The organism is Streptomyces lonarensis (genome assembly GCF_012033735.1).
Classification (GTDB): domain Bacteria; phylum Actinomycetota; class Actinomycetes; order Streptomycetales; family Streptomycetaceae; genus Streptomyces; species Streptomyces lonarensis.
Window position 1 is genome coordinate 22359 of record NZ_JAAVJD010000030.1, and the last position, 13972, is coordinate 36330.

Annotated in this window: 16 protein-coding genes; 8 read left to right on the forward strand and 8 right to left on the reverse strand. The window is 71.5% G+C overall.

The window, feature by feature from the left end:
• Positions 1-34 precede the first annotated feature (34 nt).
• A complete protein-coding gene (locus HCN56_RS06580) occupies positions 35-448 on the forward strand; it encodes a MerR family transcriptional regulator (protein ID WP_167968537.1) in 414 nt (137 codons plus the stop codon).
• 60 nt (positions 449-508) lie between these two features.
• Here HCN56_RS06580 and HCN56_RS06585 read toward each other — a convergent pair whose 3' ends face one another.
• Both HCN56_RS06585 and HCN56_RS06590 read right to left on the reverse strand, forming a co-directional pair.
• Positions 509-1909, reverse strand: coding sequence for a phosphoinositide-specific phospholipase C-related protein (locus tag HCN56_RS06585; protein WP_167968538.1), 1401 nt, complete (start codon positions 1907-1909; stop codon positions 509-511).
• Between the two features lie 209 nt (positions 1910-2118).
• Positions 2119-2586, reverse strand: a complete 468-nt coding sequence (locus HCN56_RS06590) for a MarR family winged helix-turn-helix transcriptional regulator (protein WP_167968539.1) — start codon at positions 2584-2586, stop codon at positions 2119-2121.
• A gap of 258 nt (positions 2587-2844) precedes the next feature.
• On the opposite strand from HCN56_RS06590, the gene HCN56_RS06595 reads away from it, so the two are divergent.
• The 3 genes from HCN56_RS06595 (at position 2845) to HCN56_RS06605 (ending at position 4561) form a co-directional block, all read left to right on the forward strand.
• A complete protein-coding gene (locus HCN56_RS06595) occupies positions 2845-3498 on the forward strand; it encodes a hydrolase (RefSeq protein WP_167968540.1) in 654 nt (217 codons plus the stop codon).
• Positions 3499-3918: 420 nt separating this feature from the next.
• Entirely contained in the window at positions 3919-4227 is a 309-nt protein-coding gene (locus HCN56_RS06600; RefSeq protein WP_167968541.1) for a GNAT family N-acetyltransferase, read from the forward strand.
• The gene (locus HCN56_RS06605) at positions 4214-4561 is read left to right on the forward strand and encodes a (4Fe-4S)-binding protein (protein ID WP_167968542.1); all 348 of its coding nucleotides are present in this window, start codon (positions 4214-4216) and stop codon (positions 4559-4561) included. Before HCN56_RS06600 ends, HCN56_RS06605 begins: the two co-directional genes overlap by 14 nt.
• A 114-nt stretch (positions 4562-4675) precedes the next feature.
• Here the strand turns inward: HCN56_RS06605 and HCN56_RS06610 are convergent, their stop codons facing one another.
• The 6 genes from HCN56_RS06610 to HCN56_RS06635 all read right to left on the reverse strand — a co-directional run bounded on the left by HCN56_RS06610 (position 4676) and on the right by HCN56_RS06635 (position 9955).
• Positions 4676-5374 carry a hypothetical protein gene (locus HCN56_RS06610; RefSeq protein WP_167968543.1) on the reverse strand — a complete coding sequence of 233 codons (699 nt, stop codon included), beginning with the start codon at positions 5372-5374 and terminating at the stop codon, positions 4676-4678.
• Positions 5375-5523: 149 nt separating this feature from the next.
• Positions 5524-6201: a hypothetical protein gene (locus tag HCN56_RS06615; RefSeq protein ID WP_167968544.1), complete on the reverse strand. Its 678-nt coding sequence runs from the start codon at positions 6199-6201 to the stop codon at positions 5524-5526.
• A gap of 515 nt (positions 6202-6716) precedes the next feature.
• The gene (locus tag HCN56_RS06620) at positions 6717-7397 is read right to left on the reverse strand and encodes a hypothetical protein (RefSeq protein ID WP_167968519.1); all 681 of its coding nucleotides are present in this window, start codon (positions 7395-7397) and stop codon (positions 6717-6719) included.
• A gap of 245 nt (positions 7398-7642) precedes the next feature.
• Positions 7643-8413 (reverse strand): hypothetical protein, encoded by a 771-nt coding sequence (locus HCN56_RS06625; RefSeq protein WP_167968545.1) that lies wholly within the window; start codon positions 8411-8413, stop codon positions 7643-7645.
• 248 nt (positions 8414-8661) lie between these two features.
• Complete coding sequence (locus HCN56_RS06630) at positions 8662-9366, reverse strand: hypothetical protein (RefSeq protein WP_167968546.1); 705 nt, start codon at positions 9364-9366, stop codon at positions 8662-8664.
• Positions 9367-9454: 88 nt separating this feature from the next.
• Positions 9455-9955 carry a gamma-glutamylcyclotransferase family protein gene (locus tag HCN56_RS06635; protein ID WP_167968547.1) on the reverse strand — a complete coding sequence of 167 codons (501 nt, stop codon included), beginning with the start codon at positions 9953-9955 and terminating at the stop codon, positions 9455-9457.
• Between the two features lie 533 nt (positions 9956-10488).
• On the opposite strand from HCN56_RS06635, the gene HCN56_RS06640 reads away from it, so the two are divergent.
• The 4 genes from HCN56_RS06640 (at position 10489) to HCN56_RS06655 (ending at position 13897) form a co-directional block, all read left to right on the forward strand.
• Positions 10489-10752, forward strand: coding sequence for a hypothetical protein (locus HCN56_RS06640; RefSeq protein WP_167968548.1), 264 nt, complete (start codon positions 10489-10491; stop codon positions 10750-10752).
• A gap of 258 nt (positions 10753-11010) precedes the next feature.
• Entirely contained in the window at positions 11011-11769 is a 759-nt protein-coding gene (locus HCN56_RS06645; protein ID WP_167968549.1) for an IclR family transcriptional regulator, read from the forward strand.
• Positions 11769-12974: a CaiB/BaiF CoA transferase family protein gene (locus HCN56_RS06650; protein WP_167968550.1), complete on the forward strand. Its 1206-nt coding sequence runs from the start codon at positions 11769-11771 to the stop codon at positions 12972-12974. Before HCN56_RS06645 ends, HCN56_RS06650 begins: the two co-directional genes overlap by 1 nt.
• Positions 12971-13897 carry a citryl-CoA lyase gene (locus tag HCN56_RS06655; protein ID WP_167968551.1) on the forward strand — a complete coding sequence of 309 codons (927 nt, stop codon included), beginning with the start codon at positions 12971-12973 and terminating at the stop codon, positions 13895-13897. Before HCN56_RS06650 ends, HCN56_RS06655 begins: the two co-directional genes overlap by 4 nt.
• Positions 13898-13972: the final 75 nt, after the last annotated feature.

Below are 13972 nucleotides of genomic sequence, written 5' to 3' on the forward strand. Positions count from 1 at the left end.
CCCGGAAGCGGCCCACGGGCCGAAGGAGGATCGCATGCGGATCGGTGAACTGGCAGGTCGGACCGGTGTCAGCGTGCGCTCGCTGCGCTACTACGAGGACCAGGGGCTGCTCGCCAGCGCCCGCAGCGGCGGCGGGCAGCGCACCTACGACGAGGAGCAGGTCGAGCGGGTCCACTTCATCCAGCGCCTCTACGCCGCCGGCATCTCCAGCCGCACCATCGCCGAGCTGCTGCCCTGCGTGGAGCGGCCGAGCGAGGAGAACAGCGGCAAGGCGCAGGCCCGGCTGGCGGAGGAGCGCGACAAGCTCGCCCGGCACATCGCCGAACTGGGCCGCACTCTCGACTCCCTCGACTCGCTGATTGCGGCCGCCGGCACCTGCCACCACCACCTGCCCGACGGCACACCCACCACCCACCGCGCCGACCGCACCCCCGTCGCGGTGGGATGACGGCGCCGAGGTGTCCGCGCCGCCCGCCGTGCGGCGAGCGGCGCGGCATGCCGGGAGTGCTCAGTAGGTGTAGCGGTTGAGTGCGTCGACGGCGGCCATCGGGTTGCCGTCCTTGTACTGGTCGATGGCGAGGTAGTTGGGCTTCTTGCGGGCGGCGGGCATGCAGAAGCGTTCGGCGCGGTTCTGGAGCTTCTCGTTGTCGGTGCGGTACGTCGGTGCCATGGGGACGTCGCGGAAGTGGTTCATGACGAACAGCCGACGGAAGCCGTCCTCCTCGCGCGACAGCGGTATGTCGTCCCAGCGGCTGTAGCAGCTCCAGTCCCCCGTGCCGAGCCCACCGCCCATCGACCAGTAGTTCTCCACCGTCCAGTCGCGCTGGCTCATGAACCCCAGCGCGTTCTTGCCGTTGCTCCGGGCGGACGCCGCGGTGTCGCTGGTGAACAGCAGCAACCGCTGGTCGGTGCGGCGGAGTTCGGCGAGCGTGGGCCAGCCGTGCTCCCGCACCCCGGCCGCGTCCGGCCGGAAGACCCGGTCCGCGAGCGCACTGCCGGCGCCCAGCTGCCCGGCGAGTTCGGTGCGCAGCTGCTCGGCGGTCGAGTAGTCCTCCAGGAAGACGGTCACCACCGCGTCGCGATCCTCCGCGAGGAAGGCGCCGATGTCCGCGAAGAAGTCGGCGGCCGGCCTGGCGCGCGAGCAGTTCCCGACGACCGGGATGTCGTGGCAGAGCCGCAGCCGCCCAGCGGCGTGATGGGCGTCCAGCATGAGCGCGTGCGCTCCGGCGCGCAGCTGCGCCGCGACGTCGTGCGGCTGGTTGGGGGCGACGAGGAAACCGGGCTGGTCCTCGGTGTTGTGCATCGCGTTGTGCGTGGTCAGGAACGTCACCTCGTCGAGCCGGGGCGTCGCCGGCATCGGAGCCCGCGGGGGCGACACCGGCGTGAGGTGCCACTCCTGCCGCGGGCCCGATCCCGCGGCGGCGACCGCGCGGGCGGTGGCCCCGTGGCCCTCCCCGCCGACCAGGACGCGGCCGGAGCCACGGGCCTCGATCCGGTGGCGCCCGTCAGCCTGCTCCTGCACCAGCCACTCCGTGCGCGGACCGGAACAGGTGCCCACCGACAGCCGGGCGTCGGCGCCGGAGGCGTTCTCCTCGGTCAGGCAGACGTCCGCCGCCCCGACGCTGCGGAGTGTGTGGCCGCCGTTCGGACTCTCCCTCAACTCCCACTGCTGGCGGTCCTCGTCGCCGCGCGGCCGATTGGTGGTCACCCAGGAGCCGGACGCGGACAGCTGGTTCCCGTCCGCGACGTTCTGGACGAAGAGCGACCCGGTCAGGGCGGGAGTCGTCGCCCCGGACCCGGGTCGGTCCAGGGTGCTGGGCCCGCCGAGCGCGGCGGCGGCCGGCGCGGTCAGCAGGGACAGGGCGAGTGCGGCACACCAGGCGGTGGCGGCCGTGAGTCGGGCATGCACAGGGGGTCTCCCTCGGCCGGACGGGCAGGCGCGGTGGCGCGCCCCGCCGTGACGGTGGCACACGCAGGCGTCGAGCGGCTGAACAACGGGGGAGTTCCGGTCCCGCCGACGGCAGTTCGTCGGAAACCGGTCCCTGTGGCGGGGGCGTCGACCGCTGCCGTCCCGCCCGGGGGAACGGCGTGCAGGTCGGCCCGGGCCGACGCGTTGTCTCAGTCGGGCTGTTGCTCCATGTGGGCCAGCACGCGGGCCGACAGGCGGCCGAGGGTGTCGAGTTCCTCCTGGGTGAGGGCGTCGATGAACAGGCGGCGCACGTGCTCGACGTGCAGTGGTGCGGCCTCCTCGATGGCCCGGTACCCCTCCGGGGTGGCGACGACGAACGCGCCTCGCCCGTCCTCGGGGCACTCCTCCCGTGTCACGAGTCCGCGCTTCGCCATCCGCCCGACCTGGTGCGACATCCGGCTCTTCTCCCACTCGACCCGCCGGGTGAGGTTGAGGAAGCGCATGCGCCCGCCCTCGCTCTCGGTCAGTGCGGCCAGGACGACGTAGTCGGCCGCGGAGAGCTTCGAGTCGGACTGGAGGTGCCGGGAGAGCCTCCCGACGAGCTTCTCCTGCATGCGGATGAAGTGGTCCCAGGCCGCCTTCTGCTCCGGGTCGAGCCAGCGAGGCGTTGCGTTCATGGGGGGAGCGTAGCGATCGGGCCCGCCGCGCAGCCATCCGGAGCGCGGAGCTTCCGGCGGGCGGCCCGGGCCACCGCGGCAACTCCCCTCGCCACAGCCATGGTTGACACGTCACCCACCGGGGCCTAGCTTACGTAATTGACGTGTCAACCAAAACGGTTCGGGGCGGCAGTCGGTCAGCCCTGCACGGTCCGCGAGCAACACCGGAAACCGGTGCCGCGCCGCGACCCGTGGACACCACCTCCGGAAGGGGAACCCATGAGCTCCGAGAACAAGGCCGGTCTCGGCGCACTGCTGACACCCGAGGAGAGCGTGCTGGTGCTCATCGACCACCAGCCGTTCCAGTTCGCCAACCTGAACAGCCACGAGCCGACGATGATCATCAACAACACCGTCGGGCTCGCCAAGGCAGCCAAGGTCTTCGACGTCCCGACCGTCCTCACCACCGTCCTGGAGGACCGCGGCGGCCTGCTGCTCCAGGCGCTCCAGGACGTGTACCCGGAGCAGAAGCCGATCGACCGCACCTTCATCAACACCTGGGAGGACCAGCGCGTCGTCGACGCCGTCAAGGCGACCGGACGCAAGAAGCTGATCATCGCCGGCCTGTGGACGGAGATCTGCGTCGCGATGCCGGCGATCCAGGCCGCCGGCGAGGGTTTCGACGTCCACGTGGTCACCGACGCCTGCGGCGGAGCCTCGGCGGAGGCCCACGACATGGCGGTGCGCAGGATGACCCAGGCGGGCGTCGTGCCGATCACCTGGCAGGCCGTCGCCGCCGAGTGGCAGCGCGACTGGGCCCGGGAGAAGACCCTGGCCGGTACCACCGACATCCTCATCCAGCACGGCGGAGCCACCGGAGTCGCCTTCGCCTGGGAGACCCAGCTCCTCGCCGGGCGCGAGCGCGGCGCCTGACACGACCGCTCGCCCGACCGGCGGACGGGCCCGCGCCGCGAAACGACCGCTCGCCCCGGGCCGCGGCAGTGGCGCCGGTCGCACAGCGGCGGTGTGGCGGGGCGACGGGGCGGGGGTACGGCGGTGCGGCGGGACGAGGGGACGACGGCGGGGCGACAGCGGGCTGCCGTTCGCACCGGGCGGAGGAGGGGGCGGCCCGGTCCGGACGTGGCCCGGTCCGGACGCGCGGCAGCGGCGCACGGGTGAGAACGACACCACGGGACGACGCCGTCCGGGTCAGCAACGGCGTTGCGCGGTCCGCCCGCGCCGGGCTCACTGCTGAGCTGACGCCGGGCAGGCGCGGCCGCCCCTCCGGGGGCCGCGCCTCACGACAACAACCACGCGTGCGGGCGAACGCCCGCAGCGGACGATGGAGAGCACATGTCAGTCGACGTACGCGACGTACCCGAACTCAAGCGGTACGAGGCGCGTGTGGACGGCCGGACCGAGGTCGCCGGCCGTGCCGAGTACATCCGGACCCCTGAACTCATCGCCTTCACCCACACCGAGGTCGAACCCGGCCACGAAGGCCAGGGAGTCGGCTCGGCCCTGGTCTCCCACGCCCTCGACGCGGCACGCGCCGACAACCTGCGCGTGCTGGCGACCTGCCCGTTCTTCGCGCAGTGGATCGCACGGCACCCGGACTACCAGGACCTGCTCTACCAGTCCCGCAGCAATGTCAGCGACTGAGTCAGGGGGCACGGCCCCCGCTGCGGCGGCGCCCGACCCTGTGCCGGGCGTACGGACGTACCGGGGCGCGGAGATCACCGTCAGTTTCGAGGCCGCGCTCTGCCGACACGCCGCCGAGTGCGTCGGCGGTCTGCCGCAGGTCTTCGACCCCGGACGACGACCGTGGATCACCCCAGACGCGGCCGACGCCGACCGCGTCGCCGACATCGTCGGCCGCTGCCCCTCCGGAGCGCTGCGGTACCGACTCACGGACGGCGAGGTGGACGACACCCCCAAGCCCCGCGGGCCGGCCGCTTCCGCAGTCGACCGGCCCGGGGCGGCCGAGGCGGACTGACAGCAGCGGCGCTGTGCGCCTGGTCGGAACCGCCACGCCTCGCGGCGTCCCGCACGGTGACCACCACGGAGAGGGCCGGACCAGTGCGCCCGCGGCGTCCTGAGTCACGTCACCTCAGCACTTGGTGGACTCCTGCTCGATCTCGGTGTCCGTCGTCTGCCAGACCCCGAGGTCGTTCCGCTGGAGACGGGCCTTCTGGTAGCTCGGGAGCGCATCGGGGTTGGGCTCGAACTCGACTTCCCCGGTGTCGAAGCGGGTGTCCCTGACGTCGCTGAAGTCTCGGCAGTACTCGACGAACGCGACGTCACCCTCGACGTCGAGGACCCGGTGCCCGGTGAAGCGCATGATGCCTTCCGAGGTGCCGCCCTTCTCGACGATGTACTCGAGGGACTCCATGTCCTGCCTGTAGGACTCGCCGGTCGTGTAGAAGCTGACGGAGGAGTTCTCCAGGTCGTGGCTGGTCAGGACCTCGAAGACAGACTTGATCTGCCACTGGCTGTCCGTGAGGATCGCGTCGTGCTCCGGGTTCCCGGTGTCGGGTTCCTCGAAGACGAGTTGGAGGGAGTCGCCCACCTCGATGTCGGGGCGGTCGATGTCGTCCTCGGCCGGGGCGTCGGTGTTGCCGTCGCCATCCGCTTCCGTGTCGGGTGCGTCGGTCGCCGCGTTGTCGTGCTGTGCCGGCCCCCGGTCGAGCCCGACGATCTCCTCACCTGCGTTGCCGCTGCCGCAGGCAGCGAGCAGCAGACTGGAGGCTGCGACCGCTGCCAGCGCAGTCGTGGTGCGGCGGTGGGCAAAGCGAGGTCGGCGGTTCACGCGGGTTCCCCCAGATTCGGTTCGAACGCGACGGCTGCCCCACCGTATCCGTCGGTGTCGATGCCGCTACAAGGCCGTCAGGAGGCGGCTGCGGATGAGGCAGCGCCGGACGCCGGTTGCGCGTGAGGCCCTTCGTGGCCGGCTGTGACTCAGCATTTCGAGGACGACTCCTCGATGTCTGTGTCGGTGGTCTGCCACACGCCGATCTCGTTCCTCTGCATCCGGACCTCGTAGTACGTGGGCTTTGCTTCGGGGGTCGCCTCGGAGCGCACTTCCCCGGTCTCGAAGTGCAGTCCGACCACTCTGCTGAAGTCCCGGCAGTACTCGGCGAACGCCACGCTGCCGTCGGAACTGACGACCCGGTGGTTGTAGAAGCGCATCTCGCCTGCCGAGGTCCGCCCCTCGGAGACGAGGAACTCAAGAGCTTCCATGTCTTGCCTGTAGGACTCGCCGGTCGTGTAGAAGCTGACGGAGGAGTTCTCCAGGTCGTGGCTGGTCAGGACCTCGAAGACAGACTTGATCTGCCACTGGCTGTCCGTGAGGATCGCGTCGTGCTCCGGGCTCCCGGTGTCGGGTTCCTCGAAGACGAGTTGGAGGGAGTCGCCCACCTCGATGTCGGGGCGGTCGATGTCGTCCACAGGCGGGGCCACGGTGTCGCTGTCGGGTGCGTCGTTCGCCGCGTCGCCGTTCTGGGCCTGGCTCTGGTCGGGCCCGGTGCTGTGGTCGTCGGCGTCGTCGCCGCAGGCGGTGAGCAGCAAGGCGGCGGCTGCGACCGTGGCGAGTGCGGTGGTGGTGCGGCGGTGTGCGTGGCGAGGTCGGCGGTTCACGCGGGTTCCCCCAGAGTTGGTTCGAACGCGACGGGTCGTCAACCGTATCCGTCGGTGTCGATGCCGCCACGAAGAGCTGACGTCATCAGACTTCGGCGTACGCGACGCCGCCGTCGGCCTCCGCGACCTGGATGTTTCCGCAGGCCGGCCTGAAGGGCGATAGAAGCGGGCATCGTCCCCGGCGCTTCGCCGGCCCGTGCTCCGCTCGGTGTCGACGCTGCCACCGGTGCGTGCGTCCAGTACGTCTCCGTCTCAACCGGTGTGCGGAGCGGGGCGCAGTAGCAGGCCGGGTGGAGTTCACGTCGAGGTGGTGAGCGCCCCCTCGGGGCTCCGTGCGGGTGGAGCGAGAATGATGCGGACTTCCTCCGGGGTTCCAACTCCCGTACTGATTCCGCCGGCCCCGTCGGAGCTCCCGTCCGTCTCGCCGTTGTCGTGCCCGAAGTCGTCGGCTGAGACGGCGGAGGGCCACGTGACAAGGGTGATCACTGCGGCTGTGACGGCGAGTCGGCGCGGGATCACGGACACTTGTCAGAAGCTCCCTCGGCTGACGTGTCAGTTGTCTGCCAGACGCCGATGCCGTTCTTCTCCAGTCGAATTTCGTAGAACGTCGGTGCGGCGTTGGCGTCGGCCTCCTCGGCCACTTCGCCGGTTGCGAAGTCGATGCTGTAGACCTCGCTGAAGTCACGGCAGTACTTGGCGAATGCGATGTCTCCGTCCACGGAGGTGACGTCGCGAGCGAAGAACTTCATCACGCCTCCGGATGCGCGACCACGTTCGATCACCCTCTCCAGGACACCAAGGTCGTTGGCCAGGGCATTGCCAGTGGTGTAGAAGCCAACCGAAGAGTTCTCGGTGTCGTGGGTGGTAAGGACCTCGAAGACGGCGCGGATCTGCTGCTCGTTGTCGAACAGAATCTGCTCGTGCAGCGGCTCCAGGTCGCTCGGCTTCTCGAATACCATCTCAAGCGAGTCTGCCACTTCGATCTCCGGGCGGTCGATGGCGTCTTCGCCCTCGGCGTCGGTGTCGCTGTCGGGTGTGTCGTTTGCCGCGTCGCCGTTCTGGGCCTGGCTCTGGTCGGGCCCGGTGCTGTGGTCGTCGGCGTCGTCGCCGCAGGCGGTGAGCAGCAAGGCGGCGGCTGCGACCGCGGCGAGGGCGGTGGTGGTGCGGCGGTGTCCGTGGCGAGGTCGGCGGTTCACGCGGGGCCCCCAGAGTTGGTTCGAACGCAACGGGTGGTCAACCGTATCCGTCGGTGTCGATGCCGCCACGAAGAGCTGACGTCATCAGACTTCGGCGTACGCGACGCCGCCGTCGGCCTTCGCGACCCGGATGTTTCCGCAGGCCGGCCTGAAGGGCGATAGAAGCGGGCATCGTCCCCGGCGCTTCGCCGGCCCGTGCTCCGCTCCGGTGTCGACGCTGCCACCGGTGCGTGCGCTGTGGGGGGTCAGCGGACGATCGTCTGGACTTCCTCGACGGTGATGTCCACGGTGGTGGCGACGCTGCCCTCGGGGAGGTCGCCTCCGTTGCCTGCGTGGTCGGTCCAGGTGACGTCCCAGGTCAGCGTTGCCTGTAGCTGGTGCGGGCCGGTGTTGTGCGTGGCGCGGTGGTACTGGACGCCGCAGGGCGGGTCCTCGCCCGACCGGCCCGGCGACCACGGCTGTCCGACGCTGCCGCCGGCCAGAGCACACCGGCCTGAGGCGGGGAACGTGCGCGCGTCGGAACCTGGCTGAAGGTGCAGCTCGGTGGGGGTCGCCGTCGTCTCTGCCCAGATGCCGTAGCCGTCCAGCTCGGCGCGCACGGTGACCGGTTCGAACTGCACCGAGTCGAGCCACACCCAGGTCGGCAGGTTGACCTTCTGTGTCCCCTCCGGATTCAGCGACACCTCGGTGTCCGGCACCCGCGTCTGCTCCCAGGCGAGTTCCGCGAGTCCGTCGGTCTGGATCGCCAGCTCCTCGACCGGCGGCGGGTCGGAGAAGTCCACCCAGAAGGTGCGCCGCTCGCACGAAAGACGTTCCGCCGGAGGATAGTCTTCGTTTCTCACCACTCCCCAGAAGGCGCCCTCTCCCTGATGTTCCAGGTTGTAGTCCGGAAAACCGACCAGAAACTGATCGTGCGAGTCCCACAGGGAAGCGATGTCCTCGGGGACATGTGGTGGGCTGGTGTACCGCTCCAGTGTGTCTTCCCAGTAGGACTCCATCTCCGCCGGTGTTCGCAAGGGTGCGTAGTAGCAGGCAGGAGGGCTCCAGTGTGGGGCTGTCAGTGCCCCCTCCGAGCTCTGTGCGGCTGGGGTAAAGGTGATGCGGGCCTCGCTGGGCCTTCCGGCGCCGGCCTGGATTCCGCCGCCGCCGTCGGAGCCTCCGCTTGTGTCCGCTTCTTCTTCCGCGCGTTCCCTGTCGGCGTGGGCTGGCGAGGCCAGGCTGATCAGCAGCAGCAAAGCAAGGCAAGCCCCGTGCGGCAGCCGCCTCACCGGCACGCCCCGTCGGACGTGTCGGACTCGCGCTCAGTTGCCTGCCAGACGCCGGATTCGCTCAGCTCGAGACGAAAGGTGTTTCGGGTGGGGGGCGCATCCGGGTCAGGGCCGTCGATTCTCTCGCCCGAGGCGAAGTCGACAGTGCTGATTTCGCTGTAGTCCCGGCAGAAAGAGACCACAGCGGCTCGATCGTTGATCACCTCGACCGACCGGTCGAAGTAACGCATCACGCCGTGAGACGTTTCGCCGTCCTCAATGAATCCTTCTACCAGGTCGAGATCCCACTGCAGTGATTCTCCTTTTGCGTAGAACCCGATCTGCGATTTCTCGAGATCGTGCGAGGTGACCACTGAGTAGACGGCGCGAAGGTGCTCTGCGTTGTCCCTGAGAATTGCCTGCTCCAGGTCGCTCTCAGGCTCAGGGCCGTCGAAGACGAGTTGCAGCGAGTCAGCCACCTCGATCTCCGGGCGGTCGGTGGCGTCTTCGCCCTCGGCGTCGGCGGCGTCGGCTTCCGCGTCGGTGCCGCTGTCGGGTGCGTCGTTCGCCGCGTCGTCGTCCTGGGTCTCGCCCCGGTCGGCCCCCGCGATCTCCTCCTCGGCGCCGTCACTTCCGCAAGCGGAGAGCAGCAAGGCGGCGGCTGCGACCGTGGCGAGTGCGGTGGTGGTGCGGCGGTGTGCGTGGCGAGGTCGGCAGTTCACGCGGGTACCCCCAGGATCGGTTCGAACGCAACGGCTCCCCAACCGTATCGTTCGGTATCGACGCCGCTACAGAGTCACCGGTTCCGGCTCATACGCGGGCGTCCTGCGCCAGCAGGGGGCCGAGTCGGGCGCAGCGGGCGGCGTAGACGCCGAGGTGTTCCTGGCGGAACGTCTCGGCGTTCCAGGTGTCGTCGCCGCGCAGTTCCTCGCCCCGCCACAGGTAGGACCAGCTCTCCTCGCCGGAGGCGAGGATGATGCGCCCGAGGTCGTACTCGTCGTCCTCGAAGGCGTCGATGACGAGCCACTCGCGAGCGGTGAGATCCGTGAGGACGTAGCCGTTCGCGGTGACCCCGGGGGCGAGGACGAGGCCCGGGTAGACGCGGCCTTCGAGCGGGGCGGCGCGCCAGCCGGGGGCCGAGGTGGCGGTGAGGTGGGGCAGTCGGCCGAGAAGGCCGATGAGCACGGACTCGAACTGGAGAGTGCCGTAGACGAAGAGGCTTCTCGGTCCTTCGGCCAGTCGTCCCTGCGCTATCTGCTGCGGGCCGGTCGAGTTGTCGGGAGGGAACGCGTCGGGCACGGTGAACTCCACGGTGGGTTGTTCGGGGCCGGGCGGGATGGCGGTCTTACGGCTCGGTTACCCCGCCAACGGCGTCCGATTCGGGCGTTCCTCGGCTCAGTTGCGCGTCGCGTCTGCCGGAAGCCCCCGACGGAGACCGCGGAGGCGTGGCGCGCCGGGGGTGCCGGACCGCCGCGTGGGTGCGGGCCGGAGTGGCCGGAAGGAGATCGGTCACCGAGCTTTCCGCGTTCGGATCGCTACGCTCGGGCCTCGTCAGGCCGCCCGGGGGCTGCAGGTCTCTTGTGGCGGCGGGGGTGGGGACGGGCGGGGGCCCGGTGGGGAGCGTCCATGCGTGAATCGACGCAGGCGTTGGCGCAGACGTCATCGCAGAGGATGAAGCGTGAGCCGATGTGCGGGGAGCGGCGGGGGCGGCGGGAGCGGCGGGGGCGGCGCCGAGGTGGCGGTGTCGGTATCGGCGGCGGGGGTGGGGCCGGGGAGGCAGCTCCCCACCTGCGGCCGGTGCGCGCGCGGGGTGTCGCCGAGGGGGTCCGGTGGGGGTGGGTCGCATGGTTCTGCTGACGGTGGTGTTGGTGTCGCTGCTGGTGCGGTGCCTTCCGGGGGGTGTGTCGCGGCCGCGTGACTACCTCCGGCACGGCGCCGTCGTGAGCGGGGTCGTGGGGGTGGTGACGCACGCGCTCGCGGCGGTGATCGGCGGCGCGGGAAGTGGCGCGGTCGCGTGGGGCTGTGTCGCCGCGGGGTGTGTGGCGTTCGGTTACGCGGTCGCCCGCCCCTCGGTCCGCGCCTGGGCGGAGCACCGGGACCCCGGGTAGCGCCGTTCTCGGCCGGCGCCCCAGCGCAGGGGTGCCGGGCCCGTCCCGCCCGTGGCGGTGGGGCGGGCCCGCGCGCGTGCCCGGACACGCCGCCGCGATGACGAGAGCTGTCCGGGGTCGGGGTGCCCCGGCGCCTCGTACCGCCTGGTGGACCACTTGTGCCGCCAGCCGGTTCGATGGTCTGATGGGGGACGGCCGCACGCCGCACCGTGGCGTGCGGGCATCCGCGCACCCAGGACGAGGAGGGCGACCCCGCTCATGGCCGAGGCAGACTCCGGCGGCGTCCGCAGCGTGCAACGCGCGATCGACCTGCTGGCACTGTTCGACACGGACCACCCCAGCCGTTCGGTCCGGGAACTGACGGATGCCACCGGGCTCCCCAAGACCACCGTGGTCCGGCTCGTCCACACCCTGGAGCAGACGGGGCTGCTGTGGGCGCGCGGCGACGGCCGCATCGTGCCCGGTACCGGCCTGCTGCGCTGGGGCGAGCTGGCCAACCGCACCTGGCGCCTTCCCGAGCAGGCGAAGCGGCTGCTCGCCGACCTGAGCGCCGCCAGCAGCGGCGAGACCGTCCACCTCTACGTACGGCAGCAGGCCGCCCGCGTCTGCATCGCCCGCCACGAGGGCACCCGCTCGCTGCGGCACGTCGTCCACGTGGGGGAGGAGATGCCGCTGTGGTCCGGCGCCGCCAGCCACGTGCTGCTCTCCGATGCCGACCGCGCCGACGTGGCCGCCGTCGCCGCCCGCGCGCCGCACGACGACTGGCCCGACGCGCTGTGGGAGAGGACTCGCCGTGCCGCGGCCGACGGCCACGCCGTCAGCCACGGTGAGCGCGAACCGGGCGTCTCCGGCGTCGCCGCGCCGGTGTTCACCGGCTCCGGCCGCATGAGCGCCGCCGTCGCCCTCGGCGGCCCCACCATCCGCTTCACCGAGGAGGCCGTGGCCGGCTTCCTGCCTCCGCTGCTGGACACCGCCCGCGCCCTGACCACGCTCGACTGCATCGGAGGAACCGCCTGATGTCATCCGCCCTTCTCGGTGGGGTCCGCGTCCTCGACCTCACCAACGTGCTCGCCGGGCCGTTCGCCGGCTACCAGCTCGCCCTCCAGGGCGCGGACGTCGTCAAGGTGGAGATCCCCGGCGCCGGCGACCTCGCCCGCCAGCTCGGCGCCGACCGCGGCCTCGCCGACGACCTGCTCGGCGCGTCCTTCCTCGCCCAGAACGCGGGCAAGCGCTCCCTCACCCTCAACCTCAAGTCGCCCGCCGGCCGCGAGGTGCTGCTGCGCGCCGTCCGCGAGTCGGACGTGGTGCTGGAGAACTTCCGGCCCGGCGTGATGGACCGGCTCGGCGTCGGCTGGGAGACGCTGCGCGCGGAGAACCCCGGGCTCGTCTACTGCGCCATATCGGGGTTCGGTCAGAGCGGGCCGATGCGCGACCGCCCCGCCTACGACCAGATCATCCAGGGGCTCAGCGGCATGATGAGCGTCACCGGCACCCCGGACACCGCCCCGCTGCGCGCCGGTTACCCGGTCGCGGACACCCTCGGGGGGATGGCCGCCGCCTACGCGATCACCGCCGCGCTCGTCCGCCGCGGCCGCAGCGGCGAGGGCGCCTTCCTCGACGTCTCCATGCTGGAGTCGGCGCTCACCGCGATGGGGTGGGTGACCTCCAACTACCTGATCACCGGCCGCGAACCGCGGCCGATGGGCAACGAGAACTTCACTGCGGCACCCTCCGGCACCTTCCGCACCGCTGACGGGCACCTCAACATCGCCGCCAACCGGCAGCAGCAGTTCGCCACCCTCTGCCGCCTCATCGGGCGGGAGGAGCTCGCCGCCGACGAGCGGTTCGCCCACCCCGCCGACCGCAAGGCGCGTCGTGAGGAACTGCGCGACGAGATCGAGGCGGGCCTCGCCGCGCGCCCGGCGGTCGAGTGGGAGGAGGTGCTCTCCGATGCCGGTGTCCCCGCCGCCCGTGTGCTCTCCGTTCCCGACGCGCTCGGCCTGGAGCACCTGGCCGCACGGGAGTTCGTCCAGGAGATCGCCTTCCCCGACGGGCGGGACCGTCCGCTCAGCGTGCTCGGCAGCCCACTCCAGGTGGACGCCGCCCCGGTCGCCGCCCCCGCACCGCCGCCGCTGCTCGGCGAGCACACCGATGTCTTCCTGACCGAACTGGGCTACGGCCCGGACGAGATCGCCGAGCTGCGAGAGAGCGGTGCCGTATGAGTGGTCCCACCACGCCGTCCGCCGGTGGCCCGGACGCCGAACAGTCGGCCGCCGCACAGCCGCACGCCGAACTGCAGGCCGCGGAAAAGCCGTTGTCCGAACCGACCGTGCCCGAACGGCAGATCACCGACCACTGGTCCACCGCTGTCTCCCGCATCCGGCCCGGCGAGATCCTGCTGCGCGGCTACCCGGTGGAGCAGCTCATCGGCAGGGTCAGCTTCGCGGAGCAGATCTGGCTGATGGTCCGGGGCGAACTCCCCACGCCCGTGCAGGGCCGACTGCTGGAGGCGGCGCTGGTCGCCGCGGTGGACCACGGACCGCAGGCGCCGTCGATCGCCGCCGCGCGGATGGCCGCGACCTGCGGCGTCGGGCTCAACAGCGCCGTTGCCACCGGCGCTGGCCTGCTCGGGGACGTCCACGGCGGCGCCGGGCAGCAGTGCATGGAGGTGCTGGCCCGGGTCGTCGCGGGCGAGGACGCCCGCGAGATCGTCGCCGAGTACCGGCAACAGCGCGCCTACGTACCGGGGTTCGGTCACCGCTTCCACCCCCGCGACCCGCGCCGCGACCCGCTGCTCGCCCTCGTCCGGGAAGCGGTCGCGTCCGGCGAGGTGCCGGGTGACGCGCTACGCGCCGGCGAGGAACTGGAAGCCGCACTGGCGGAGGGCCGCACCCGCCCGGTCCCCATGAACATCGACGGCGCGACCGCCATCATCTACGCCGAGTTGGGGTTCCCCGCCGAGCTGGGGCGCGGGCTGTTCGTGCTCTCCCGCAGCGTCGGCATCCTCTCCCACGCGTGGGAGGAGTCCGAGGGCGGCGCCCGCATCAAGGGCCCGCTGCCCCGGCCGCTGCTCGCCGGCTACCACGGCCCCGACCAGCGGGACCTGGGCCCGCGCGGCGAAGGCGAGGCGCCCGCCGCGGGGTAGCCGCCCGCGCCGCGTCCTCCCGCGCCGCATCCGTCCGCGCCCCGTCGCCCCGTCGCGCCGTACCCGCCGCGCCCC

What these genes read in the sequence shown, in the direction of transcription:
- HCN56_RS06580 (WP_167968537.1), top strand. Translation starts at nt 35, where the DNA reads ATGCGGATCGGTGAACTGGCAGGTCGGACCGGTGTCAGCGTGCGCTCG.
- HCN56_RS06590 (WP_167968539.1), bottom strand. Translation starts at nt 2,586, where the DNA reads ATGAACGCAACGCCTCGCTGGCTCGACCCGGAGCAGAAGGCGGCCTGG.
- HCN56_RS06595 (WP_167968540.1), top strand. Translation starts at nt 2,845, where the DNA reads ATGAGCTCCGAGAACAAGGCCGGTCTCGGCGCACTGCTGACACCCGAG.
- HCN56_RS06600 (WP_167968541.1), top strand. Translation starts at nt 3,919, where the DNA reads ATGTCAGTCGACGTACGCGACGTACCCGAACTCAAGCGGTACGAGGCG.
- HCN56_RS06605 (WP_167968542.1), top strand. Translation starts at nt 4,214, where the DNA reads ATGTCAGCGACTGAGTCAGGGGGCACGGCCCCCGCTGCGGCGGCGCCC.
- HCN56_RS06640 (WP_167968548.1), top strand. Translation starts at nt 10,489, where the DNA reads ATGGTTCTGCTGACGGTGGTGTTGGTGTCGCTGCTGGTGCGGTGCCTT.
- HCN56_RS06645 (WP_167968549.1), top strand. Translation starts at nt 11,011, where the DNA reads ATGGCCGAGGCAGACTCCGGCGGCGTCCGCAGCGTGCAACGCGCGATC.
- HCN56_RS06650 (WP_167968550.1), top strand. Translation starts at nt 11,769, where the DNA reads ATGTCATCCGCCCTTCTCGGTGGGGTCCGCGTCCTCGACCTCACCAAC.
- HCN56_RS06655 (WP_167968551.1), top strand. Translation starts at nt 12,971, where the DNA reads ATGAGTGGTCCCACCACGCCGTCCGCCGGTGGCCCGGACGCCGAACAG.